General features: G+C 35.2%; 23 protein-coding genes. 8 read left to right on the top strand and 15 right to left on the bottom strand.

What is annotated here, in order from left to right; all coding sequences use genetic code 11:
* From AABL85_RS08260 to AABL85_RS08270, 3 genes are read right to left on the bottom strand one after another with little or no spacing between them, the layout of a single operon-like run.
* Positions 1–756 (bottom strand): GIN domain-containing protein, encoded by a 756-nt coding sequence (locus tag AABL85_RS08260; protein WP_341309771.1) that lies wholly within the window; start codon positions 754–756, stop codon positions 1–3.
* 12 nt (positions 757–768) lie between these two features.
* Positions 769–1,452: an ABC transporter ATP-binding protein gene (locus AABL85_RS08265; protein ID WP_006259800.1), complete on the bottom strand. Its 684-nt coding sequence runs from the start codon at positions 1,450–1,452 to the stop codon at positions 769–771.
* Between the two features lie 23 nt (positions 1,453–1,475).
* Positions 1,476–2,717, bottom strand: a complete 1,242-nt coding sequence (locus tag AABL85_RS08270) for an efflux RND transporter periplasmic adaptor subunit (RefSeq protein WP_286414114.1) — start codon at positions 2,715–2,717, stop codon at positions 1,476–1,478.
* 152 nt (positions 2,718–2,869) lie between these two features.
* On the opposite strand from AABL85_RS08270, the gene AABL85_RS08275 reads away from it, so the two are divergent.
* Together AABL85_RS08275 and AABL85_RS08280 are read left to right on the top strand one after the other, a co-directional pair.
* Entirely contained in the window at positions 2,870–4,216 is a 1,347-nt protein-coding gene (locus AABL85_RS08275) for a sigma-54 dependent transcriptional regulator (protein WP_341309772.1), read from the top strand.
* 10 nt (positions 4,217–4,226) lie between these two features.
* Positions 4,227–5,552 carry a sensor histidine kinase gene (locus AABL85_RS08280; protein ID WP_341309773.1) on the top strand — a complete coding sequence of 442 codons (1,326 nt, stop codon included), beginning with the start codon at positions 4,227–4,229 and terminating at the stop codon, positions 5,550–5,552.
* 119 nt (positions 5,553–5,671) lie between these two features.
* Here the strand turns inward: AABL85_RS08280 and AABL85_RS08285 are convergent, their stop codons facing one another.
* The 6 genes from AABL85_RS08285 to AABL85_RS08310 all read right to left on the bottom strand — a co-directional run bounded on the left by AABL85_RS08285 (position 5,672) and on the right by AABL85_RS08310 (position 10,191).
* Complete coding sequence (locus AABL85_RS08285; protein WP_341309774.1) at positions 5,672–5,956, bottom strand: hypothetical protein; 285 nt, start codon at positions 5,954–5,956, stop codon at positions 5,672–5,674.
* Between the two features lie 740 nt (positions 5,957–6,696).
* Positions 6,697–7,032: an MGMT family protein gene (locus tag AABL85_RS08290; RefSeq protein WP_341309775.1), complete on the bottom strand. Its 336-nt coding sequence runs from the start codon at positions 7,030–7,032 to the stop codon at positions 6,697–6,699.
* A complete protein-coding gene (locus AABL85_RS08295; RefSeq protein WP_341309776.1) occupies positions 7,032–7,658 on the bottom strand; it encodes an amino acid permease in 627 nt (208 codons plus the stop codon). Before AABL85_RS08295 ends, AABL85_RS08290 begins: the two co-directional genes overlap by 1 nt.
* A gap of 1 nt (position 7,659) precedes the next feature.
* On the bottom strand, positions 7,660–8,331 hold the full coding sequence (gene trmB, locus AABL85_RS08300) for a tRNA (guanosine(46)-N7)-methyltransferase TrmB (protein ID WP_286414092.1): 672 nt from the start codon (positions 8,329–8,331) through the stop codon (positions 7,660–7,662).
* A gap of 102 nt (positions 8,332–8,433) precedes the next feature.
* The gene (locus tag AABL85_RS08305) at positions 8,434–9,495 is read right to left on the bottom strand and encodes a sensor histidine kinase (protein WP_286414089.1); all 1,062 of its coding nucleotides are present in this window, start codon (positions 9,493–9,495) and stop codon (positions 8,434–8,436) included.
* A 3-nt stretch (positions 9,496–9,498) separates the two neighbouring features.
* Positions 9,499–10,191: a response regulator gene (locus AABL85_RS08310; protein ID WP_286414087.1), complete on the bottom strand. Its 693-nt coding sequence runs from the start codon at positions 10,189–10,191 to the stop codon at positions 9,499–9,501.
* Between the two features lie 184 nt (positions 10,192–10,375).
* Between AABL85_RS08310 and AABL85_RS08315 the strand changes: the two genes are divergently transcribed.
* The 4 genes from AABL85_RS08315 to AABL85_RS08330 all read left to right on the top strand — a co-directional run bounded on the left by AABL85_RS08315 (position 10,376) and on the right by AABL85_RS08330 (position 16,163).
* Positions 10,376–13,129 carry a TonB-dependent receptor gene (locus AABL85_RS08315; protein WP_341309777.1) on the top strand — a complete coding sequence of 918 codons (2,754 nt, stop codon included), beginning with the start codon at positions 10,376–10,378 and terminating at the stop codon, positions 13,127–13,129.
* Positions 13,130–13,463: 334 nt separating this feature from the next.
* Positions 13,464–14,627 carry a hypothetical protein gene (locus tag AABL85_RS08320; RefSeq protein ID WP_341309778.1) on the top strand — a complete coding sequence of 388 codons (1,164 nt, stop codon included), beginning with the start codon at positions 13,464–13,466 and terminating at the stop codon, positions 14,625–14,627.
* Between the two features lie 149 nt (positions 14,628–14,776).
* Positions 14,777–15,088: a T9SS type A sorting domain-containing protein gene (locus tag AABL85_RS08325; RefSeq protein WP_425355290.1), complete on the top strand. Its 312-nt coding sequence runs from the start codon at positions 14,777–14,779 to the stop codon at positions 15,086–15,088.
* A 94-nt stretch (positions 15,089–15,182) separates the two neighbouring features.
* Entirely contained in the window at positions 15,183–16,163 is a 981-nt protein-coding gene (locus AABL85_RS08330) for an acyl transferase (RefSeq protein WP_286414075.1), read from the top strand.
* Positions 16,164–16,208: 45 nt separating this feature from the next.
* Here AABL85_RS08330 and gldC read toward each other — a convergent pair whose 3' ends face one another.
* The gene (gldC, locus tag AABL85_RS08335; protein ID WP_006259815.1) at positions 16,209–16,547 is read right to left on the bottom strand and encodes a gliding motility protein GldC; all 339 of its coding nucleotides are present in this window, start codon (positions 16,545–16,547) and stop codon (positions 16,209–16,211) included.
* On the bottom strand, positions 16,547–17,533 hold the full coding sequence (gene gldB, locus AABL85_RS08340; RefSeq protein WP_286414072.1) for a gliding motility lipoprotein GldB: 987 nt from the start codon (positions 17,531–17,533) through the stop codon (positions 16,547–16,549). Before gldB ends, gldC begins: the two co-directional genes overlap by 1 nt.
* A gap of 74 nt (positions 17,534–17,607) precedes the next feature.
* On the opposite strand from gldB, the gene nadE reads away from it, so the two are divergent.
* Both nadE and AABL85_RS08350 read left to right on the top strand, forming a co-directional pair.
* Complete coding sequence (gene nadE / locus AABL85_RS08345; protein ID WP_341309779.1) at positions 17,608–18,414, top strand: NAD(+) synthase; 807 nt, start codon at positions 17,608–17,610, stop codon at positions 18,412–18,414.
* Between the two features lie 72 nt (positions 18,415–18,486).
* Positions 18,487–18,966 (top strand): hypothetical protein, encoded by a 480-nt coding sequence (locus AABL85_RS08350; protein ID WP_341309780.1) that lies wholly within the window; start codon positions 18,487–18,489, stop codon positions 18,964–18,966.
* A 27-nt stretch (positions 18,967–18,993) separates the two neighbouring features.
* On the opposite strand, the gene dnaG is transcribed toward AABL85_RS08350, so the two are convergent.
* The 4 genes from dnaG to AABL85_RS08370 all read right to left on the bottom strand — a co-directional run bounded on the left by dnaG (position 18,994) and on the right by AABL85_RS08370 (position 24,725).
* On the bottom strand, positions 18,994–20,976 hold the full coding sequence (gene dnaG / locus AABL85_RS08355; protein WP_341309781.1) for a DNA primase: 1,983 nt from the start codon (positions 20,974–20,976) through the stop codon (positions 18,994–18,996).
* 97 nt (positions 20,977–21,073) lie between these two features.
* On the bottom strand, positions 21,074–22,051 hold the full coding sequence (locus AABL85_RS08360) for a polyprenyl synthetase family protein (protein WP_025124552.1): 978 nt from the start codon (positions 22,049–22,051) through the stop codon (positions 21,074–21,076).
* Between the two features lie 106 nt (positions 22,052–22,157).
* The gene (gene rlmN / locus AABL85_RS08365) at positions 22,158–23,198 is read right to left on the bottom strand and encodes a 23S rRNA (adenine(2503)-C(2))-methyltransferase RlmN (protein WP_341309782.1); all 1,041 of its coding nucleotides are present in this window, start codon (positions 23,196–23,198) and stop codon (positions 22,158–22,160) included.
* 177 nt (positions 23,199–23,375) lie between these two features.
* The gene (locus AABL85_RS08370; protein WP_341309783.1) at positions 23,376–24,725 is read right to left on the bottom strand and encodes an SWIM zinc finger family protein; all 1,350 of its coding nucleotides are present in this window, start codon (positions 24,723–24,725) and stop codon (positions 23,376–23,378) included.
* Positions 24,726–25,095: the final 370 nt, after the last annotated feature.

Below are 25,095 nucleotides of genomic sequence, written 5' to 3' on the forward strand. Positions count from 1 at the left end.
CTAATTTCCTGCCTTAACTGATCCCATAGAATCCGTATATTTCTTTAATTCTTTTGGCGTATTATAGTACACCACTTTACCCATAGAGTCTGCATAAGCATTTAGACTTTCTGTAGGATATACTTCTGCCTTCCCCATAGAGTCCACCTCAGCTTTTACCGTTTTTGCTTTTAAGCCTTTGCCTGCGAATGTAGCTGCACTATCCACATTGACTACGAGTGATTCTACATCTCCTGTCACTTCCACACGACCTGCCGAGTCTACATTAGCCTTCATTGTCTTCGCTGTTACATTACCTACATACTTAGAGGCTGAGTCCACATTAATACTGATTGTATTCACAGAGAAATTAGCACTGACATACCCAGTAGCATCCGCTACTATCTTAGCACTATCACCTGATACTCTACCAGATACTACTATCCTTCCTACCGTACTAGCATAATACGTAAGTATGGACTTCTGAGAGATATTCACTGTTACCTTTCCTAGGTTTCTTATCCTATTATTCATACTCTTTAGATCCACTACTAACTTTGTCCCTATCTGTCTTACTTGTACTAAGTCTGCAGAAGAATCATAGTCTGCTATAATCTCTACAGTATTAGAGTCCTTACTAGCATCTACATTCACTGTTAATGGAGCAGATACTTCTATACTCTGTACTCCCCCTGCTATAGTAACCGTTTGCTTACCTTGTCCATACATGATGAAGGACAATAGCACAGCTACAAGTGTTAATAAAAAACGTATCATAATTATGTGTTTTTATTCTGCAAAAACATCTACGATTTTAGTATTCATTTTCTCTGATAAGATCATTCCATCTTTCATTAAAATCGTGCGTTCTGAGTACGAAGCATCGTGATTCGAGTGAGTCACCATGATGATTGTAGCTCCTTGTTGGTGCAGTTCTGTTAATAATTCCATTACTTCGTTACCATTCTTACTATCTAAGTTACCTGTAGGCTCATCGGCTAGGATAATCTTAGGGTTCGTTACTAAGGCACGCCCTACAGCCACACGTTGTTGTTGTCCACCTGATAACTGTTGTGGATAATGTTTTAATCTATGTACTATGTTCAAGCGCTCTGCTATCTCCATCACCCTCTTCTTGCGCTCACTGCTAGGTACTTTATTATAGATTAGAGGAAGCTCTATATTATCATACACGGTCAACTCATCGATTAGATTAAAGTTCTGGAAGATAAATCCGATGTTTTCTTTTCTAATCTGTGCTCGCTGACCTTCTGTTAATCCCACCATCTCCTTGTCTAATAATAGGTAGCTTCCACTACTGGCATTATCTAATAGTCCGATGATATTTAACAGTGTTGACTTTCCACATCCTGAAGGTCCCATAACAGAGATAAACTCCCCTTTTTTTACATTTAAAGAAACCTGATTTAAAGCTGTTGTCTCTATTTCTTCTGTCTGAAATACACGAGACATTTGATTAATAGTTATTACCATAATTATTCTTCTATGTTTAAATGTTCTACTCTTAAATAATCTTTATAACTTGATACGATCACTTCCTCCCCTACTTCTAAGCCTGATATGACTTCATAGTAAGCAGGATTCTCGCGTCCTATCTCTACATTTCTTCTTGTAGCCTTATTGTTTTTTACTACATATACCCATTCTCCTTTTGTGTCTTGAAAGAAATTACCTTTAGGTAATAAGAGTGCTTTCTCTTTTCCAGACAAGAATAACTTCACTCCGAAGGTCGTCCCTTCCTGTAGTTTTAATTCCTTTTCTGTATCGAAAGCTAAGTGTACTTCGAATCTTCCACTCTTCACCTCTGGCAACACTTTGATCACTTCTACATTCGTGATCTGCCCTTTCATATCGATCTGTCCTCTCTGCTTAAGCATTATTTTATCGAGATAGAACTCATCCACTTGAGCGACTAGCTTATACCCTTCCATCACATCTATCTTACCGATACTCTCTCCACCGTTATACGTCTTTCCTAATATAGCCTCGAACGATGACAGCCTCCCCGATACAGGTGCTTTTAATAAGAAATTCTGTTTATTCTCTCTTAGCTGCTCTAAGCTTCTATTGATAACAGCTATCGATTGATCTATTTGCCTTACTTGTAGCGCATTGCTTTGTTTCTCTTTTTGGATACTCTCTTCCATCAGCGCCTTACGCTTTTTTTGATATGTTAGCGCCTCTCTTGTTTTGTTCCAATCACTCTCTGACAATATCTCTTGATCATATAATTTTTTATTTAGATCATACTGTAGCTCTGCATTCTTATAATCGTACTCTATGCTTATCAAATCTTTCGTTAAATTTAACTCTTGATTACGAATATTCATCTTATTCACATTCAAATTATTCATTTGATCGATCAGAGAAGCTTCTTGAGACATAAAATTAAACTCAGAACTCGGATTATACAGTCTTACTAACGGTTGTCCCTGGACTACCATACTTCCATTCTCTACTAATCTCTCCATTACCGCTCCTCCTTCTGTGATATTAACTAACAAAGAATGCAAGGGCTCTACCTGAGACTGAAAAGAAATATACTCTTCGAAGAAGTTCTCTTCTACAGGACGAATACGTATCTCTTTCTTAGAAACGTTTAAAGCGATATGCTGAAAAAAAGTGATATAACTGATCAATAGCAAAGCGATAATACCAACTGAAACAAGTATTATCTTAACTTTTTTTCTATTTTTACGAGGAATAGTACGATCCATTATTAATTGTTTTATAGATATAATAACAATAATGTGCCAATCATTAATGAACACATTACTCATTACAAATCAACAACTTAATATTTGATCAAAAAATAAACTGTTCAGTTTCGGACACTAAAACGTTCGCTTTTGAAATAAACCTTTTAACCATGAGAAAAACTAACGCTACAATTCTTGTATTAGACGACAATTCTGAAGTTCTTATCGCAGCAAAAATGTTGCTAAAAAGACACTTTGAAACCATATTGACGAATAATAACCCAAAAAAAATAGCAGAAATACTTTCTCAACAAGAAGTAGATGTGATTATCCTAGACATGAATTATCGCGTAGGCTTCGAGGATGGTAAAGAAGGGATATTTTGGTTTAAAGAGATTAAGAATATTGCACCGAATACACAGATTATACTGATGACTTCTTATGGTAATGTAGAGACTGCTGTAGAAGGTATCAAACTCGGAGCGGTAGATTACATCCTAAAACCATGGAATAACGAAGCGCTTATAGAAACCGTAAAAGGAGTAGTCAAACAGCTGCGTAAAAAAGAAACGCTAGTAGACAAACCACAAAAAGAAGATAACGTATTTATAGGTCAGGCTCCTAGCATTCAGAAAGTATATACGATGGCTAGTCGTGTAGCTAAAACAGATGTTAATGCACTAATATTAGGAGAGAATGGTACAGGTAAATATGTATTGGCAAAACATATACATGACAATTCTCCTCGAAAAGAGCAACCATTCATCCATGTAGACTTGGGCTCTTTAAACGAAAATCTTTTTGAGAGTGAGCTATTTGGTTATGCTAAAGGAGCTTTTACAGATGCTAAACAAGATACGGAAGGTCGCTTCGAAGCTGCAAATGGCGGTACTATATTCTTAGATGAAATCGGCAATGTACCTCTTCACTTACAAGCCAAACTTCTTCAAGTCATCCAATCTAAAAGTGTGATTCGACTAGGTGAGTCTAAAGCTCGTCCTGTAGACATACGCATCATCACAGCTACGAATGCTAATATAGAGCAAGAGGTCAATGAGAAGTCCTTCAGAGAAGACTTGTATTACCGTATCAATACTGTAACACTACAGTTGCCTCCATTAAGAGATCGCCTAGAAGATATCTTACCTCTACTACAATTCTTTGTAGAAGAGTATGCACATAAATATGGTCGTACTGTGCCGAGTATTAGCGAATCTACTCAGCAAGCCTTAACGTATTACGATTGGAAAGGGAATATACGCGAAATGCAAAACCGTGTGGAGCGCGCATTAATCCTAACAGAAGAGGATGAGCTAAACCTTCATGATTTCGGTATTTCACCAACTATGATTAATGATACCTCTACAGAAGAGAATACTTTACAAGATATGGAGCGTATCTCTATCCTTAAAGCACTAGAGAAGTACGATGGCAATATCTCTCAGACGGCTGAAGAGCTAGGGTTATCTAGAGCCGCGTTATACAGAAGACTAGAAAAGTACAATATCAAAAACTAAGTTTAATCCTATGCAGTCATTTCACTTTAAAGCCTTCTTGCGCATTATAGTCATCCTTCTATTAGGATTGTTAGGCATGTATTTGTTCACTAAGAGTCTTGTGTATTCCTTTGTCTTGGTATGTATACTGATAGTCGCTTTATTCATTGAACTTTTCTTTTTTCAGAAGAAATATTACACAGCCATAGACCGTATCGTACTAGCGATGATGTATGATGACTATTCGCTTAAGACTACAAAAGAGCAACCTAATGAGACACTAAACAACTTACAAAAGCTCTACCATAAACTACAAACACAACAACAACAAAACGAAATACGCGAGCTAGTCTATCTAAATATTTTAAACAATATAGAAACAGGTATTCTAATCCTAGAGAAGAAGACTGATAAGTGGGAAGTATTCCTTATCAATGATTACTTCTCTTCCCTATTCGACATACCGAAGATTAAGTCTTGGACAAACCTAGAAAGACTACTCCCTACACTGACACATCATCTACAACAGCTAAACTTTAAAGAATCTAAAGAGTCTATCGATATCAAAATAGAGCATGAAGAGAAACAAACCTTTATGCTCCAAACTTCTAATACAATAAGTCAAAATCAAGAGTACTTCATCGTATTATTAGATTCTATTCAGAAAGTATTAGAGAAAAAAGAGAAAGACACCTGGGAGAACCTAATGAAGATTATCTCTCATGAGATCATGAACTCTCTTACACCTATTCACTCACTTGCTCATAATACTCAGGAGATACTAGAAGAGGAAGAGTTGTCAGAAGAAGATATGGATGATATCAAAGTAAGTATCAACACAATCGTTAACCGTACCAATCACTTACAGCAATTCATAGACAACTATAGAAAGTTAACCATGCTGACTTCGCCTAAAAAGCAGTCAGTCCCTGTTAATCGCATCATACAGATGAGTATAGAGACCCTGATGCCTCTATTCCATAATAACGGTATCAAAGTACAAACAAACTTGAATCTTCAGATCAATCTAGAGTGGGACGTTAAGCAGATGGAGCAAGTATTTATCAACTTACTAACTAATGCCATACACGCCACTGCCAAACAAGAGGTAAAAGAAATCCATATCAACTTATACGAAAAGAACAATCGTATCTACATAGATATAGAAGACAGTGGACTAGGAATCATCCCTGAGATTAAAGAAAAGATATTTATTCCTTTCTACACCACCCGTGAAGAAGGTGCTGGTATCGGACTACCTCTATCTAAGAATATCGTAGAGATGCACAATGGGTACCTAACGTACCACAGACGAGAAGACAGAACAGTCTTCAGTCTTAACTTCCCACTGTATTAAATTAATTTAGGAATTTGGAGTTAGGAATTGCCCCTATGGCGTTTATTAATGACGGATTTCAAATGACGAATTATTAACACAGGCTTTTAGTCTGTGCTCTATCTAATCTTCAACCTTTTCTATTTCACTTTTTTTAGTTTTAACTCTACGCCTTGAAGTGCTATTCCATTATTGACAATAGTATTCGCTAGCCTTCTATAAAAAGAAAACGTATCGGCAGATAATTCTTTAATCACCACCATCTCACCCAAGTCTAACTCTCCTTCACTATCAAGTGTATAAATACAGTCATCTCTCAAATCGTACTTTACTTTTTGACTCACTTCTATGCATTTTCCTTCCTTATCTATCCCGTTATACTTAAAATACTCTATACTCTCTTCATCAAAAGTTATGATCAACAACTTACAGTGATTAGGACTCTCTTCTTCCCCCCTTCCTTACAATGTTCCCTTCTATATCATATACCTTAGAAGACACATATTCCTAAGTCCCTAAGAGATCTTTCTTAAGATAAGAGGAGTAATACCTTCACTAGAGTAACAACTAGTCACGACCGAGAAAAAAGATAACAATAAAAACAAAAAGCTCTTCATAACTGTTTTTTTTTACACCTAAAAATACACAATAAAATGCAATAACTCGTTCCTTGTATCTTACATCCTTTTTACCTCTTCAACACTGCCTCAACATATCTTCAAGACTTCTTCAAGAAATAAGCCCTCTACTAGAGCAATCTTGGGGAAATGTTGAAGAACTCTTGAAGAAGTTCACTCTAAAGCGCGCTGTATATAGGATTAAAGCCTAGTATACTTTTTAATCGTTAAAAACACAAACAATTATACACTACTAACAATCAGCAACTTAACCTATTACAATCTCAATATGAGTGCAAAAAAAGAAAGCCTCTTTTTAAAAAAAGAACACAAAAAAAGGCTTCAATAGCCTAAATATGTGAAAAAACATTAAAGAAAGAGTCCTCTCAAACTCATAAAAAGTAAATAATAGATACTTAAAAGAAAATATTAAGCATTTATTTGTCAAAATAAGCAACAAATCAACTAATTCAAAATATGAACCAATAACATATATTCGACAAGATCAAAATACACGAATAGAGAAAACAAGTAATCTATAAGCTTATCTATTCACCTTCATACACGGTAGGTTCCCAAAGGAGTTCTTTAAAATTGACTACCTTATTATCTACTACCTCCACACTTTCATTCTCTAATAACTGCTGCATCAGATTAGTTCCTTCAAAATGAAATTTACCTGTCAATAATCCATTTCTGTTGACTACGCGATGTGCAGGTACTGTATCATCATCATGAGATGCATTCATAGCATAACCTACCATACGAGCCGAACGCGCTGCCCCGATAGCTCTCGCTATAGCTCCGTAAGTAGTCACTCTACCTACTGGTATCTGTCTTGCAACAGCAAAAACACGTTCAAAGAAATTATCTTGTTTACCCATTATTTCAATAACTTATATATCGTGATCAAGCAGATAATACCTGTAATAGTCCCAATTACGTAGTTAATATTGCGCAAGATGAAAGCATCTTCTCTAGAGGGTTTCTTAAAAAAGGAAATATAGAGATAGAACATCATCGCTGACCCTATCACCACCCCTAAAGAAAAGAATACAGTACATACAAGATCAAAGATATGATAATCGTAAGTAGCCAGTGTAATACTTAAAAAAACATAATACGGAATTAAGAAAACATTGATCGAAGCCAAGAAAAGTCCGTATACAAAAGGTGACTTACTCTTCTTAGGGTTATTCTTTTTCTTCATCTCTTTTTTCTTTGCGAAAAAGAAGAAGTAAATCGTCAATATCGCAAAAATAGCTAAACCAATTTCGTGTAAAGCCTCAGTAATACTGGGACTAGAATCAATAAGCTTAGAAAAGAAAATGGCGATAAATGTCTGTATAAAAATAACTGTCGAAGCTCCTAAGACATACGAAAAAGCATTGCGCCCTCCTTCTTCCTTAGCGATCTTGACAGCCGTCATATTAAGCAACCCTGGAAGAGAAACTCCCAAGGTAGCTGCTAAAAAACCAAAAAATAAAAGTGTGACAACTTCTACTCCCATCTTACTTAATTCTAAATTGAATGTAAGTTATAGGTTTATTTTGTTCTAAATACTGTGATTCGTAAAAAGTTTGAATTTCTGTTACTACCGCAGGTGCACCTTCATTTTTATAAATGTGGTGATTAGCATAAATAACTTCGTGCCCTTCTCCGTGTAGAAGTCCTAATGTATATCCATGCATGAACTCACTATCCGTCTTTAAGTTCATAATACCATCCGCTGATAAAATATTCTTATATCGCTTAAGGAATTCACTATTCGTTAGACGGTGTTTAGTACGTTTATACTTAATCTGAGGATCTGGGAAAGTAATCCAGATTTCGCTCACTTCACCTGCTGCAAAAGCATGCTCTATCAATTCGATTTGTGTACGTAAGAAAGCTACATTAGTCATTCCAGACTCCACCGCCGTCTTAGCACCACGCCAAAAACGAGCACCTTTAATATCAATACCAATAAAGTTTTTCTCAGGAAAACGCTTCGCTAGCTCTACTGTATATTCCCCTTTTCCACATCCTAGTTCTAATACGATAGGATTATCATTCTTAAAAACATCTTTATTCCAATTCCCTTTTTGAGGTAACTCTCCTATCATGTCTTCTCTAGTCGGCTGATATACAATATCAAAAGTTTCGTTCTCTCTGAATCGCTTTAGTTTATTTTTACTTCCCACGTGATATACTTCATTATAAATTTGCGCAAAATTAAGTAATTATAGTGAAACTATACTATTTTAATTTTATACGCAACAAATAGATACCTTATTGGTTAATAATCAATTATCTGTAGAGTCTACAAAAGCTTTCTCTAAAGTGAAAGAGAACTCCGATCCATAACCAAAACTACTCTCCACATAGATATGCTCTTCATGAGCCTCTACGATATGCTTCACTATAGATAATCCTAAACCTGAACCTCCCACTGCTCTAGCTCCACTCTTATCTATGCGATAAAAACGTTCGAATAAACGAGCTACGTTCTCTTTCTTTATTCCAAGACCATTGTCAGTCACTCGAATAATTAATTTATTGTTCACTAAGTCTTCTATAGTTACTTCTGTAGTTCCCTTTTCTTTGCCATATTTAATAGAGTTATCTATTAGATTTGTAATAACTTGACCTATTCGTTCTTTGTCTCCAACTACATAGATAGGCTTGTTATAATTCAGGTCAAAGATTAGAGATATATTTCTTTTCTTAGCTTTATAATCTAAAAAGTCAAAAGCATGTCTAATCGTCTCTACGATATCAAAAGTCACGATATTAAGATGTAGGTCACCAGACTCAAGCTTAGTAATCATATCTAAGTCATTAACGATATAGATAAGACGATCTACACTCTGAGCGGCACGCTCTATATAACGATCTCTGACCTTAAGATCATTGATCGCACCATCTTGTAGAGTCTCTAGGTAACTCTGTATCGTGAATAGAGGAGTCTTTAGTTCATGCGATATATTACCTAAGAACTCTCTTCTATACTCTTCTCTCACCTGAAGAGACTCAATCTCGATCTTCTTGTTTTTAGCAAATTTCTGGATTTCTTCTGTCAAGGTCTGCATATCAGTCGTCACAGCTCTACTTCTTAGATCGGCGTGTTCTAATAAAGAGACATTGTCATATATTTTTTTTATTCTTCTGTAAATAAAGTGTTCTACGCGATACTGAAGAATAAAAAAGGACATTGTGAATAAGATTACTAGATATCCTAGCACTATCCAAACTGGAATATTTAGATAAAATACACCTATAGGGAAGGTTACAATAAAGCTTATTAAGGTAATAGATGATGCAGACTTTATTGCGAACTTATAAGAGTTTTTAAATTTAGTTGCCATTAACTATTCTGCGTGGTCAAATTTATATCCTACTCCTTTTATTGTTTTAAAGTAACTGTCTCCGATCTTCTCTCTTAGTTTTCGGATGTGTACATCTATGGTTCTTCCTCCTACTACTACTTCATTACCCCATACTGCATCTAAGATTTCGTCTCGAGTAAATACTTTGCCTGGTTTAGCCATTAGTAAATACAGTAGTTCAAATTCTTTTCTAGGGAATACAATTTCTTCTTTGCGAACAAATACTCTATATTCATCTCTATCTATTCTAATATCCCCTACCTCTATAATATTACTAGATGTATCATCACTGAATCGGGCACGTCTAAGTAATGCTTTTACTTTACTCATCAGTACTTTTGGTTTAATAGGTTTTGTGATATAATCATCTGCTCCAGCTTCAAAACCTGCTACTTGTGAGTAATCTTCCCCACGTGCTGTTAAAAAAGTAATGACACTATTAGATAAACTGCTATTTTTTCTGATTAACTCACATGCTTCTATACCATCCATCTCAGGCATCATTACATCTAATATGATAAGATGTGGTTTATTTTGATTTGCAGACTCCACTGCTAGCTTACCATTTGTTGCAGTAAATACTTGATACCCCTCTTGCTCTAAATTATATCCAATGATATCGATAATATCTTGCTCATCGTCAGCTAAAAGGATCTTAATTTCAGAATTCTTCATACTTATGTTGTGTGTTTTAGTAGGTCAAATATAGAGCATAATACATTATTAAATGTAGACTTTACAATAATTTAATATGTTAACGATTTGGTAACCTAATGTACGCAAAAAATTAAACTTAGATTAACATTCACGATACATACATCTAGGTTCTTTGCACCAATAATACAACACACTTATTTATATGAAAAATTTCTTAGTGATCTTAACCTTAATGGTATCAGCCACTTTTTATGGACAAAAGGCCGAAATTAAAGGAAAAATAACAGATGACTCTACGCATGAACCACTAGCCTATGCTACCGTGGCAATTAAAAATACTTCTGAAGGAGTAAACACAGAATTAGATGGTAGTTATAGTATCTCAGTAGAAGCAGGTACTTATATATTACAATTTCAATATATGGGTTATGTAACTCAAGAAAAATCAATCACAGTTGCAAAAAAAGAATCAAAAACAATAAATATAGCACTAGCCTCTGAACATGTAGAACTAGAAGGAGTAGTGGTAGAAGCTACGCGTTCTAAATCTAGAGAATCAGCTCTACTTATAGAACAACAGAGATCTAGTGAGATCAAACAACATATAGGTTCTCAAGAACTATCTCGTAAAGGGGTAAGTGATGTGGCTTCTGCAGTAGCGAAAACAACAGGAGTAGCTAAACAAGAAGGTACCGGAACAATATTCGTACGTGGACTAGGAGATAGATATAACAGTACTTCTCTAAATGGACTACCTCTAGCGTCAAATGATCCTGAGAAAAAGAATATTGACCTAAATTTATTCTCTACTGATATCGTAGAATACATCTCAATAGATAAAGCATACAGTGCAAGAAACTCTGGAGACTTCGCAGGAGGAAATATAGATATTATCTCTAAAAAACACAGTGGAGAGGGATTCTTCAACATTAGTTTAGGGTCAAACATTAATTCTAATGCTGTAGGAGAGGATAAGTTTAGATCTCTATCAGACAGAAGCTTTTTAGGGTTCTCTAATACAAAACAACCTAGTAACGCACTTGAAAGTTTTAGTTTTAAAAACTCTGCACAGACAAAAAACAAATCTCCTTATGGAATGAGCTTAGGACTAAATGGAGGTAAATCATTCTACTTCGGAGCAGAGTCTTCATTAAACATCTTTGCTACTGTATCTTTTGACAACAATTACAAATTCAAAGAAGGAATTAATCGTACTGCTCAAGCTCAAAACAGCTTTACAAAAGATTTATACTTGAAATCTTATGAGTATAATACGAATACTACTGCGATGTTAAATGCAGAATACAATATCAACTCTAGAAATAGTATTAAATACAATACTCTTTTAATCAATGGTACTCAAGAAAAATTAGATGAGTACACTGGATACATCAGAGATATCACAGATAGAAAAGACTACTATGAAAATACGCTTCTATCAAGACAAAACTACAGACAAGATCGTCTATTCGTAAACCAATTATTAGGAGATCATAAACTAAATGATCAAATAGACCTAAACTGGGGGTTAGCTCTTAATAATATCTCTGCACAGACTCCTGACAGACAGATGTACACTTTAAACAAAATTAAAGGACAAGATAACTACGAATTTTCGACTAACTCAAGATCTGATAATAACAGATACTTCGAGGATCTAATCGAAAACGAAGTAGGTGCAAATATCGCTGCATCTTATAAATTCGGTAAAAACAGTGAGAATCTATACGATGGAAAGTTAACAGTAGGGTATAACTTACGCCAAAAGAACAGAGAGTTTAAGGCTACACAGTATGTATTTCAGATCAATGCTGATTACAACAAAAACATAAATCCGTATGCGCTAGATAACTTCTTTAACCAACAAAACTTCAACAACGGATACTTCGAAACGTATACTTTTAGAGGAGGTGCGAATACACCTAATGCATTATTACCTCAAACGTATGATGGAGATATGACAGTACATGCAGGTTTTGCAAATGTTGAGTACAAATTATCAGATAGATTATCAGGTACTATTGGGGCTAGATTTGAAACTATCACTCAAAAAGTTACTTGGCAAACCCAATTAGATGCAGATAAAAACTCTAATACATTGGATAAAAATGCTTTCTTACCAAGTTTGTCTTTAAAGTATGCTGTAGATGATAGAAACAACCTTCGTTTTGCTGCATCTAAAACATATACTCTACCTCAATTCAAAGAGAGAGCTAGATTTATCTATGAGGATGTTACAGAGATTAAAGTAGGTAACCCAGACTTATATGCATCTGATGACTACAACGTAGATCTTAAGTGGGAATTTTTCCCAACTAATGATGAAGTATTCTCTGCTTCTGTATTTGGTAAATATATTAAAAATCCTATAAATGAGATTGTTTCGGCTTCTTCTTCTAATGATATCACATACGCGAATACAGGTGATTATGGATATGCAGCGGGACTAGAAATAGAAGTACGTAAAAACTTAATCAGCTTCGATGATGTAAATACCAATAAACTGACAGGAGGATTAAACGCTTCTATCATGAAGACATACCAAAAATTAGACAATGACAAAGTAAATAGAGAAAACAAATATCTGTCTACCTCGTTTACTCATGACAACTCAGACTTCACAGGTGCATCAGATTTCTTATTAAATGCTGACTTATCTTATATCAAAGAATGGGGTGAGAAAAACTTAATGACTACTGTATCTTATGCGCATTTCTCTGATAAACTATACTCTATCGGAACAGAGCAAAGTGGTAACCTAGTAGACAAAGCATTTGGTATGTTAGATTTCACTTTCAAGATGAAGTTTAATAAGAGGTTTGGTATTGGTTTAAATGCTAAAAACTTATTAGATCCAAAAATCGAAAGAGAACAACAAAACTCGACACAAGATGTCTTAGTAAGATCATATAAACTTGGAAGAAACTTTAGCTTAAGCCTAAACTATTCATTCTAGAATACAAATACCATATAATACCCCACAAGCAAAGCGAGAGCCTTCTAATAAGGCTCTCGCTTTATTTTTTTAAAAAAGGATCACTTAAAATCCTAATCTATATGACCTATTTTAAAAAAACATTTATCTCTTAATAACTTACAAAAGCATTCATCCCTCTTTCCTATTTACACACACTTAAAATACAGGTTCTACCACTATTATAATTAACCTACTTAACATCTATTTAATACTAAGGAAACAAACTGTTAATTATTCAATGACAATGAGTTAACATGTATTTTCTGTTTTCTAGACATCTTTGTATCAAACAATATAAAAAACTATATTACACATGAAAAAATTATTAAGAGCAGGATTCAGTATTGCATTAGTTACATTAACATTAGCAAGTTGTTCATCAAGTGATGATAATAACGGAGGAGGAACAACAGATCCAGGAACAACTACTCCAGGAATAAACGGAGACAAATTAGGTGGAGAACTTAAAAAAGGAGATAAACTAAACTTAGAAGCAAACAAAACATATAAACTTACATCGAAACTAATCGTTAACGACGGGGCTACATTAAACATCCCAGAAGGAGTTAAGATTATCGGTGAAGGAGGTACTTCTGCTTATATCGCAGTAGGACAAGGAGGAAAAATCTACGTAGAAGGAAAACAAAACAATCCTGTAGTAATGACAGGTGCAGAAAAATCTAGAGGAAACTGGGGTGGTTTAGTAATATGTGGAAAAGCTCCTATTAACAAATCAGAAACAGCAACAGCTGAAGTATCAGACTTGACATACGGAGGAAAAGAAGCTAATGATAACTCAGGTTCTATTAAATATTTAAGAATCGAATACGCAGGAGCTAACTACAACACTGAAAAAGAATTCAATGGACTTTCTTTATTCGGAGTAGGAAGTGGAACTGTAATCCAATATGTACAAGCACACGAAGGATCTGATGACGGATTTGAGTGGTTCGGAGGAACAGTTAGTGCACAGTACTTAGTATCATCTAATAACGATGATGATCAGTTTGACTGGACTGAAGGATGGAATGGTCAAGAAAACAAAGCTTGGTTCTCTAAACAATCTGGTACAGCAGACAAAGGCTTCGAAGCAGATAACAATTCTAAAAACAGAGCAGCTAATCCTTATTCTAACCCTACTATCACAGGAATCACATTACTACCTGCTGTAGATGGAGAAGGAACAGCAATGAAGTTACGCGAGGGAACTAAAGGAAAATTAAATGATGTAGTAATCGGAAATTATGCAACTGCATTTGATGTAGAGCATGATGAAACTATCAACAACGTAAATGATGGTTCATTGTTGTTAACCAATGTGAAATTAATCAGTACAACTACTAAGCCTACTAAAGGTAAAAATACTAAAGGAGATGCAGTAGATGTATCTAAAGTATACACTACAGGAGAGGCTAAAGGTGCAGGAAATGGTGCTGAAGTACCAGATTGGACTAAAGGTTGGACAGTAGGTCTATAGTAATTCAAAAATAAAAATGTTAAAAAAAGTGCTTATTTTAAAAAAATAGGCACTTTTTTGTTTTTTTATGTCATTTTAAATAATTACTTTTATACCATAATTTTAGTTAGATGGCAAAAAAATACTTTTATATCACAATGTTCATTGCAATGTTAGGCGGAAGCACAGCATTTGCGCAAAGTGGTTTGCGCTATAATAATGAACCTCGATACGCTAATCAGAGTATCGAAGGGCTATCTATTTACCCTAACCCAGCGGTTTCGAATGGTAAATTGTACATTGAGTCTACTAAAAATGAACCAAAAGAGGTAGAGCTTTATAATGTAGTAGGAAAAAAAGTATTTACAACTACTGTTAATAACAGAGAGTTGAACTTACCTTATAGTGTAAATGCTGGTATTTACATTATGAAGATAAAAGAAAGTAATGCTACTGCTACTAGAAAAATAGTAGTAAAATAAGAAATACATTTTAATGATTTTATATTCTTAAAAGAGTATCACTAAAGTGATGCTCTTTTTTTATTTGTATTTTTGTACTTAAATATAATAGACCGTGTTTAAACCTGAAGAAATCATCCAAATACAAACAAAAAAAGATTTTCATAGAGTAGCTATGAAAGTCTTTAGATTCCAGTATGAACATAATCCTGTTTATCAACAATTCTGTAATCTTCTAAATAAAACTCCTGAGCAAGTTAAAACATTGACAGAGGTACCTTTTCTACCTATCGAGTTCTTTAAGAGCAAAGATGTTTTATCTTCAATAGATCCTATAAAAATAACATTTACAAGTAGTGGTACTACTGGAATGATCACTAGTAAACATCATGTGACTGATCTAGACTACTACGAATATAGCTTTAGAGCAGCATTCTCCCACTTCTATGGAAACATTGAAGACTATGTTGTTTTAGCTCTTTTACCTGCTTATTTAGAACGAGAAGGTTCATCTCTTATATATATGGTAGAAGATCTTATAGAAGGTTCTAATCAGCCTGAAAGTGGCTTCTACCTACACAACTATGAAGAACTAGCTAAAATGCTAATCGACTTAGATAAACAAGGTAAAAACGTCTTATTAATAGGTGTTACCTATGCCTTACTAGATATGATAGAAATGCAAAAGTTTAACCTTAGCAATACTATTATTATGGAAACCGGAGGTATGAAAGGTCGACGCAAAGAAATGATACGAGAAGAGCTACACCAAGTACTGTGTGAAGGTTTTGGGGTATCTAAAATACACTCTGAATATGGAATGACTGAGCTATTATCTCAAGGCTATTCTTTTGGTGATGGTATCTTTGAATGTCCTCCTTGGATGGATATCTTAACTCGTGATCCAGAAGACGCTTTAACCTATGTAGAAGAAGGCAAAACAGGTGGAGTCAATGTAATCGATTTAGCTAATATTAATTCTTGCTCCTTTATCGCTACACAAGACTTAGGAAAAAAATACAGTAATGGTTCATTTGAAATCTTAGGAAGATTTGACCATTCTGACATCAGAGGTTGTAATCTTATGGTTGTATAATAAAAGAGGCTTATACACTTGAACGTATAAGCCTCTTCCTTATAATTACTTTTCTAAAAGATCTAATTTCTCTGCAAAATAATCACAGAAGTCTTTCATTGTTGCTGCCATCTTCTCATCTTCTGTAGCACGCTCAAATGTGTCTGACATCGCTACTAATGTTTGATGAAAGAATTTCTTCATTTCATCTACAGGCATATCCTTAGTCCACAAGTCTATACGCAATGTCTCTTTAGCTTTATGATCCCAAATAGATAATAACATTGCTTTAGAACTAGCTTTCTCTACACCTCCATCTTTAGCTGTCCAAAACAATTTATCTGGCACTTTATTTTCGTCTAACTCTACTCTAATATTTATATCAGAAACGTGATTTTTACTCATTACTTCTTTGGTTTATACTTTGATTTTTCAAATATTTCTTTTGCATCTGTATTAAACAGATCATGCAAAGTTACATTATTATTTTGCATATACGCATTGACAATTTGCCAACCTAACCAAGCACCAGTTCTCCCAGGGCTATCACTATCAATATCTAGATAATACTTAGAAAAAGGAGCAGCTGTAAGAAATCGGCTACTCAGCTTACTATCTGTATCAAATAATAAATTATTCTCTATAAAATATCTCCACATCTCTTGTTCATTCTCTTGACACCACTTGATCTGCTCTACAGTATATCCCATGATATAAGCATCATTAACCTTAGGCAACAATAATTTCTTAGCGTATAATACCTTACCATACTGTATCATACCTCCTAAGAAAGTACGATCTCTATTGCCTCCTATCTTCTGTAGTACGAAGCTCTCTGCTAAATCAGGCAATATCTGTGTCGGCTCAAAAGATGGTCTTAGGTACTCTGGAAAACTAACATAAAAACGATGTTCTTTTCCCAAATAAGTATCTAAAGCAATTAGTGCTAATGAATCTGCATAAATAGCTTTAGCTGTAACATCTACTTCTGATATTAATGTGATTACTTTTTTCTTTGAAGACTCATGTGGATAATAATATTTTACATGTTTAAAGAAATCTTCTAATTGCTTTGGCAATTCACCTAAATCTTGGTACTTCTTCTCCACCTCTTCATTTAATTCTATGAATATGGAATCTTGTTTTTTCTTCAGCCAAAACTCATCAGATAAATTTTCATTAAAGAAATACGGATACTGTTTTTTAATACCTGCTAGATCAGCGTCTTCTGACTTGAAGAACTCTTGATCAAAGCGAGTAATAGTCATATCTATAGGAATAGCATTAATCTCTTTATCAAGTTCACTCTGCTTATCTCCACAGCTAGACCAAAAAACACAGCTCACTAGTAATACAGCACTAGATAAATTAGTAAATTTGGAAAAAGTCATTCTATCTTTTTTTATTTTCAATGTACAAATATAATAAGATAGATATCAACCTATTCCATAAAATATTTAAAGTCATGGTAAACAACACTAAAATGAATACTACAGCAGTAACAGATTATATAGTTAATTGGTTAAAAGTATATGCGCAGAATGCAAGAGTAAGTGGATATGTAATAGGAATATCAGGAGGTATTGATTCTGCGGTAACCTCAACACTATGCGCTATGACGGGACTACCTCTATTATGTGTTGAGATGCCAATACACCAAGACCCTTCACAAGTATCAAGAGCTAAAGAACACATCTCTTTCTTAAAAGAAAAGTTTACTAATGTATCCTCTACCGTAGCAGACTTGACCTCTACATTTGAAACATTAAAAACAGCTGTTCCCTCTTCAGATGATGAAGCTATCTTAAATCTTACACTTGCCAACACACGTGCTAGATTGCGTATGACCACACTATACTACTATGCAGGACTACACAGAAGCTTAGTAGCAGGAACAGGAAACAAAGTAGAAGACTTCGGAGTAGGTTTCTTTACTAAATATGGTGACGGTGGCGTAGATGTAAGCCCTATCGCAGACTTAATGAAATCAGAAGTACGTGCTATAGGTGAGTACTTAGGAGTACCAAGTAGTATTATAATAGCTAAACCTACTGATGGACTATTTGGAGATGAGCGATCTGATGAAGATCAGTTAGGTGCTAATTATGACGAACTAGAAATAGCTATGCTAGCACACGAAAAAGGAGCTAAAGCAGAAGACTTCACAGGAAGAGAAAAAGAAGTTTTTGAAATATATAGTAGATTAAATAGAATCAACCAGCATAAGATTAACCCTATACCTGTTTGTATAATTCCTATAGAATTCAAATAATCACTATTCAATAAATACTTTTTCATCATCTATATCTTAAAAACAAATACCTTTGTTAAAAAAATATTAGTTATGAAAAAGTATTTATTGTTTTTACTTACAATATTATCAATATCTCTAGTAGGATGTTCTTCAAATGATGATTATTGTGGTAATGAAACCTATAGATCATTACAGTTTAATGAGACACATAATTTTAGCCCTTTAAATTTCTATGTAAAAGGACTCAAAGGAGATTCCTATATCGTCATTAGAAATGAAAGAGACTTCCAAAATAAAGTGTACGGAGCTCAATACTATAGAAATGTTATAGATTGGAGATATGATGAGCTTATTATTGGACAGAAATATGAAGAGCGCTTCAGTAAAATTATAGACATATCAACATTCTATAAAGAAAGTTGTAACTACAACTTTCAAAACATTCTAAATGTAGAAATTAAAGTGAACAAAGGCTCTAAATATAATGGTTTTATTACTTACCATACCATTGTTCCTAAAACAAAAAGTGAGCAATATGATGTAATAACTACTGTTCAATTTTATAAATAATACAAAAAGAGGCAATAGCCTCTTTTTTTAGTCTTCTATCGTTTTAAACCTTGATGTTACTTGACCTAGTCGCTTAGAGAACATATTCATCAGACTTGTGTAATCCATAATTAGTGTCAACATCTCATAAGATCGCTTCTCATCACTATCTTTCAACTTAACCTTATACTTTTCGATCATAGTATTCAATAAGAACATTCTTAGTGTCAATATCGTTTCTGTCACGTATTGAGATACACCCTGCTCCTTCTGCTTCACTATGATATTCTGAGACTCCCAATTGTGTAAAGCTTCCTTTTCATCCTCCATGATAATATTAGTCACTTCCTGCGCCATTTCTGGATCTAATGTCTTTAAATACTTCTCCAGATCCCAAGCATTGTGATGATAGTAATCCATAATATCTTTATATATCACTTTAAACATTGGATTAGTCAACTGTACCTCATCCTCTTGTAAACTAAGATAAATACGCTCATAGACCTTCTGTTCTACTTTATGCTCTACCTCTATTACCTCATTGTCTTCATTCACATCTAATAGAAGCTCTATAAACAACTCATCCATATTACCGTACAACAGTAATATCTCAATAATCTTGCGTTCTAAATTATATTGTGGATCAATTGCTTCTTTTGGTTGTTGCTCTGAATGCACCACCTCCATCTGCTTTCTCTCCTGTGTATATTTCTTATTTGCCTCAGCTAATTCTTTTCGACCGATTTGAGCTAAAGAATTAAAGATTACATCTTCAGAAATATCCATTATACGAGCACATTCCTGCACATAGATTTCTCTCTGTATCTGATCAGGAATCTTAGAGATACTCTGTACCATATCTCTAATTAGCTCTGCTTTCTTAATAGGGTCGTTTTTCGCTTCCCCCATTAATAGATTCGCCTTATAACGAATAAAGTCAGTAGCATTATTCTTGAAGTACTCATCTAGCTGTTCTTTAGAATGCTTTCGAGCAAAACTGTCTGGGTCTTCTCCATCAGGCAAAGGACATACGCGTACGTTCATCCCTGCCTCTAATATTAAGTCTACCCCTCTAAGAGAAGCCCGAATACCTGCGGCATCTCCATCAAATAACATTGTAATATTCTTAGTCAATCGACTAATCAAACGAATTTGGTCAGGCGTTAATGCAGTACCAGAAGAAGCCACGACATTCTTTATACCTGTCTGATGCATCTGTATAACATCAGTATACCCTTCTACTAAGAAACAGTTATCTTGTTTGGCAATTTCTTGTTTAGCATGATAGATACCATATAGTACCTTACTCTTGTGATAGATATCACTCTCAGGAGAGTTTAGATACTTAGCAGCTTTCTTATCGGCAATTAGAATACGTCCTCCGAATCCTAATACTCGACCAGACATACTCTGAATAGGAAACATAACTCTTCCCTTAAATCGGTCAAACTTACGGTCTTCTTTTACGATGGTAAGCCCTGTTTTTTCTAAGTATTCTAAAGAATATCCCTTCTGAAGAGCTGCATCTGTGAAAGCACTCCACTGATCTGGAGAATATCCTAATCCGAACTCTTTAATTGTCTCTTGAGTAAAACCACGCTCTTTAAAGTAAGTCATTCCTATAGCCTTACCTTCTTCCGCATTGAACAATGTCTCTTCAAAGTACTTCTTCGCAAACTCAGACACGATGAACATACTCTCCTTTTCATTCAGTTGCTCTTTCTCCTCATCGCTCTGTTCTGTCTCTTCTATTTCGATACCATACTTCTTTGCTAAATATCGTATTGCCTCAGGATAAGAGAAGTGCTCATGCTCCATAATAAAGCTAATCGCATTACCTCCCTTTCCAGAACTAAAGTCTTTCCATATTTGCTTCACAGGTGACACCATAAATGACGGAGTCTTCTCGTTTACGAAAGGGCTTAAGCCTTTGTAATTACTCCCTGACTTTTTCAGAGTTACAAAGTCGCCTATCACCTCCTCTACACGAGCAGCGTCAAATACGGCATCTATGGTACTTTTGGAAATCATATATTAAGTTTAGTTCTTGATACTTGCAAAGATAAAAAAAGAAGTCGCTTAAGGTAATATCAAGCGACTTCTTTATATATCTTGTCAGTTTATATAACTATTTTTTTCTTTCTATAACATAATTCACCATCGTGAACAGAGCTTCTCTATAAGTAGATTCTGGAAACTCCTGTAGTATATTTAAAGCCTCTTGTTGATACTCTACCATCTTAGTAGTAGCGTACTCTAGACCTCCTTTTTGTTTGACGAATGCGATGACTTCTTTCACACGTCTTTTATCCTCATTGTGATTTTTCACTGAGTTAATCAACCACTTTTTCTCTTTAGGCTCTGAGGTATTCAAAGCATAAATAAGAGGAAGTGTCATCTTTTGTTCTTTGATATCAATACCTGTCGGCTTACCAATAGGCCCATCCGTATAATCAAATAAATCATCCTTTATCTGGAATGCCATACCGATTAACTCTCCGAACTTACGCATCTTCTCTATAAGTTCTGCATTATCTGGATCGACAGCAGCAGCTCCTAATGAACAACAAGCCGCAATCAATGTAGCTGTCTTCTGACGAATAATCTCATAATACACCTCTTCTGTAATGTCTAATCGTCTAGCTTTCTCTATCTGAAGTAACTCTCCCTCACTCATCTCACGTACAGCTACTGAGATAATACGAAGTAAATCAAAATCACCGTTGTCAATAGACAATAAAAGTCCTTTTGCTAATAGATAATCACCTACTAATACAGCTATCTTATTCTTCCATAAAGCATTAAGGGAAAAGAAACCTCTACGTTTATTACTATCATCTACTACATCATCATGTACTAGAGTAGCAGTATGGATAAGTTCTATAACAGAAGCTCCTCGATAAGTACGCTCATTAACCTCACCCGCCACCATCTTCGCTACTAGAAATACAAACATAGGACGCATCTGCTTCCCTTTTCTATTTACAATGTAGTAAGTGATTCTGTTTAGTAAGGCTACCTTAGTAGTCATTGAGTTGCGGAACTTCTTTTCAAAAAGCTCCATCTCATTCTGTATAGGCTGTTTTATTTGCTGTACTATGTTCATTGCACCCAAAAATACGACTTTTTTATATCATACGATAGTTTCCCTCAAATAGAAATCATTAAGAAATTGCTAAACAATTCTTTACGCAATTTTCTATAAACTAAACTTATGATTTATTAGCCAACTGACCACAAGCTGCATCAATATCTTTACCACGACTACGACGTACCACTACTGTGATATCGCTCTTCTCTAAAGCCGCTATATAGCTATTCGTAGCACGTTCATCCGCTTGTTGGAACTCTCCATCATCGATAGGGTTGTACTCGATCAAGTTTACTTTACACGGTACATATTTACAGAACTTCACTAATGCATCCACAGAAGCTTTGTCATCGTTAATTCCTTTCCAAATTACATACTCATACGTAACGCGACTCTTCGTCTTACTATACCAGTACTGAAGTGCTTCTCTTAAATCTGTCAAGGGAAAGTTCTTAGTAAAAGGCATAATACGATTACGTGTCTCTTCGATAGCAGAGTGTAAAGACACTGCCAACTTAAACTTCACACCATCATCTGCCAACTTCTTAATCATCTTAGGCAATCCCGAAGTAGACACTGTGATACGCTTAGGAGACATCCCTAGCCCTTCGTCAGAAGTAATCTTCTCGATGGCTTTCTGTACGTTATTATAATTCATTAACGGCTCTCCCATTCCCATAAACACAATATTAGACAACGGGTGTCCATGATTCTGTCTACTTTGTTGGTCGATTGTTAATACTTGATCATAAATCTCATCAGGATTCAAGTTACGCATACGCTTAAGGCGTGCAGTAGCACAGAACTCACAGTCTAAGCTACACCCTACCTGAGAAGACACACAGGCTGTAGTACGTGTTTCTGTAGGAATCAAAACAGACTCCACAATAAGACCATCGTGTAACTTCACACCATTCTTGATAGTACCATCAGTACTTACCTGCATGCTATCTACTTTGATATGATTAATTACAAAGTTAGCATCTAACATCTCACGGGTAGCCAATGATAAGTTACTCATATCCTCAAAGCTATGAGCCCCTTTACTCCATAACCACTCGTACACTTGGTTTCCTCTAAATGCCTTATCTCCCTGAGAAACAAAGAAATCCCTTAATTGTTCCTTAGATAAACTTCTGATGTCTTTTTTGTCTATTTGCATGGCGCAAAGTTAATCTCAAATTATCCGACTGCCAAATACTGTAATAAAATTATAACAATAATGTAAAGAAGCTAAAGTAAACCTTCTGTCTACAAAGATTACATTAACACAGATTGTGTTTGCACGGATTACGTTGGCGCGGATTTGTAATCCGTGCCATGCCGTATAAACTCAAAATCAACTCTTTGACGTCATCTTCTTCACTGCCAGCACATGTTTACACATCCCTCTATCCCCTTGGTACTTACCATACCACTCACAAGTACATCGCTCTTGGTCACCATCTAAGATTACAGTATGTCTCACACCTCCACTTCCATCTACACGAGCTTCTACCCGTCCATTAGCTTGGCTAATAATCTCTACCTTATTTTCAGCAATTAGTTTTTCTGCATTCTTTAGACGAGGATTTAGACTTAGAATGCGCTCTAACTTAAAGGGTAATCTTCTGTAAAAGAAAGCATTGTCATCTAAGTCAAAACCTAACAACCCCATAGCGGCTAATCGCCCTGTCAGACTATCTGCATCAGTGAAACTCATCCCTTCTTCCATCGCAAACATCGTCGGGTTAAAGCGTTGATTCGCATAAGCATATTTATCCATCGCATCTATCCACTCGTCATCCACATCATCTATTAACGACTCTAAAGCCGCTCCCTCTCCCGAGAACCCTCTAAAAGCTTCACGAGATAAAGACAAACTAAATCGAATATCTCCAAAATACAACTGCCAAGTGGTGCTTTGCATATCAGGATGAGGAAAGACCTGCATATAATCCATATAAGGCAATAGAGGTTCTAATAATCGTAAACGGTGAATACCTCCTACACAAATACCATTATTTGATTTAACAGGAGAAAAAGAAGGCATATTACCTCTCAATATCAAGTAATAATCATTCTTCACAATCCCTTTCGGAATACCTCTAAACAGCTGTTGTGCCTGTATTTTATTAAACGTATGTACACGTTCTGCCTTAGACAGGTAAATCTGTACCGTGCTCAGTCCCTTAATCCACTTAATCGGAAGAGGCACTTTGCGTTCCACTATTTTTTTATTCTCCGTCTGAATACTAACTTCCTTCTGACCTATTGATAGCAGTACACTCTCCTTTTGCTTAATGCTATTCAGCGCAGTAAGCATCGGTTGGTTAAAGTCTACATTCGTAGTCCCATTCTCTAAGAACTCTCCATCTAACCCATCTGGCAACACATCTACTCTTGCATACACTCCTGCACAGTGAGAAAATCCCTCAAAGCGCACTCTACCATCCCCAGCCGTAGCGATAGGGTCTTTTAGCTTAGCCAAATCTGCAGGAGATAAATTAAAACTTGACTTTACCACATTAGACAACGCGATTAAACAACGAGCCATAATAAATGGATCTTTCACATTACCCCAAAAAAAGCATGGAGCATCAGTCTTCTTCTGTATCTCACTGTACTTCGCTAAGAATAATTCGTCCCCTCCCTTGCCTTTCGTTAAGCTTGAAGGATTATTGTATATATAAGATAATAGATCGTTCATGGTACTTAAAAATGAGTAAGCAAGGTACTAAAATTCATATAAATATAACCTTCTAGAACTGTACACATCTGTCAAGCATTACTCTCTTCCATAAATGGATAAGACAACGAAGCCCTATTCTTTACTAGAATAGGGCTGTTTATATTATTCTTCAAGCACTTATATTGACTATATCCATGTATGATATACTAATATGATTCCTCCTATCGTCGGAATAACAAAGAGGTAGTAATATTTGGAAGTTGCTACTAACCCATACCTTACCAGTTCTTTTTGTCATCTTGACGTAAGGAAAGATCACACACGAGATGTAGAAATAGTCGTGAGAATAAACTAGTGCAATTCCTCCTATCGTCAGAATGACATACTG

This window comes from Myroides odoratimimus, assembly GCF_038039805.1.
In the GTDB taxonomy this organism is placed as follows: Bacteria; Bacteroidota; Bacteroidia; order Flavobacteriales; family Flavobacteriaceae; genus Flavobacterium; species Flavobacterium odoratimimum_B.

Bases quoted from the DNA above. Each gene is read 5' to 3' on its own strand.
- AABL85_RS08260 (WP_341309771.1), bottom strand. From the start codon at position 756: ATGATACGTTTTTTATTAACACTTGTAGCTGTGCTATTGTCCTTCATC.
- AABL85_RS08265 (WP_006259800.1), bottom strand. From the start codon at position 1,452: ATGTCTCGTGTATTTCAGACAGAAGAAATAGAGACAACAGCTTTAAAT.
- AABL85_RS08270 (WP_286414114.1), bottom strand. From the start codon at position 2,717: ATGGATCGTACTATTCCTCGTAAAAATAGAAAAAAAGTTAAGATAATA.
- AABL85_RS08275 (WP_341309772.1), top strand. From the start codon at position 2,870: ATGAGAAAAACTAACGCTACAATTCTTGTATTAGACGACAATTCTGAA.
- AABL85_RS08280 (WP_341309773.1), top strand. From the start codon at position 4,227: ATGCAGTCATTTCACTTTAAAGCCTTCTTGCGCATTATAGTCATCCTT.
- AABL85_RS08290 (WP_341309775.1), bottom strand. From the start codon at position 7,032: ATGGGTAAACAAGATAATTTCTTTGAACGTGTTTTTGCTGTTGCAAGA.
- AABL85_RS08295 (WP_341309776.1), bottom strand. From the start codon at position 7,658: ATGGGAGTAGAAGTTGTCACACTTTTATTTTTTGGTTTTTTAGCAGCT.
- AABL85_RS08305 (WP_286414089.1), bottom strand. From the start codon at position 9,495: ATGGCAACTAAATTTAAAAACTCTTATAAGTTCGCAATAAAGTCTGCA.
- AABL85_RS08310 (WP_286414087.1), bottom strand. From the start codon at position 10,191: ATGAAGAATTCTGAAATTAAGATCCTTTTAGCTGACGATGAGCAAGAT.
- AABL85_RS08315 (WP_341309777.1), top strand. From the start codon at position 10,376: ATGAAAAATTTCTTAGTGATCTTAACCTTAATGGTATCAGCCACTTTT.
- AABL85_RS08320 (WP_341309778.1), top strand. From the start codon at position 13,464: ATGAAAAAATTATTAAGAGCAGGATTCAGTATTGCATTAGTTACATTA.
- AABL85_RS08325 (WP_425355290.1), top strand. From the start codon at position 14,777: ATGTTAGGCGGAAGCACAGCATTTGCGCAAAGTGGTTTGCGCTATAAT.
- gldC (WP_006259815.1), bottom strand. From the start codon at position 16,547: ATGAGTAAAAATCACGTTTCTGATATAAATATTAGAGTAGAGTTAGAC.
- gldB (WP_286414072.1), bottom strand. From the start codon at position 17,533: ATGACTTTTTCCAAATTTACTAATTTATCTAGTGCTGTATTACTAGTG.
- nadE (WP_341309779.1), top strand. From the start codon at position 17,608: ATGGTAAACAACACTAAAATGAATACTACAGCAGTAACAGATTATATA.
- AABL85_RS08350 (WP_341309780.1), top strand. From the start codon at position 18,487: ATGAAAAAGTATTTATTGTTTTTACTTACAATATTATCAATATCTCTA.
- dnaG (WP_341309781.1), bottom strand. From the start codon at position 20,976: ATGATTTCCAAAAGTACCATAGATGCCGTATTTGACGCTGCTCGTGTA.
- AABL85_RS08360 (WP_025124552.1), bottom strand. From the start codon at position 22,051: ATGAACATAGTACAGCAAATAAAACAGCCTATACAGAATGAGATGGAG.
- rlmN (WP_341309782.1), bottom strand. From the start codon at position 23,198: ATGCAAATAGACAAAAAAGACATCAGAAGTTTATCTAAGGAACAATTA.
- AABL85_RS08370 (WP_341309783.1), bottom strand. From the start codon at position 24,725: ATGAACGATCTATTATCTTATATATACAATAATCCTTCAAGCTTAACG.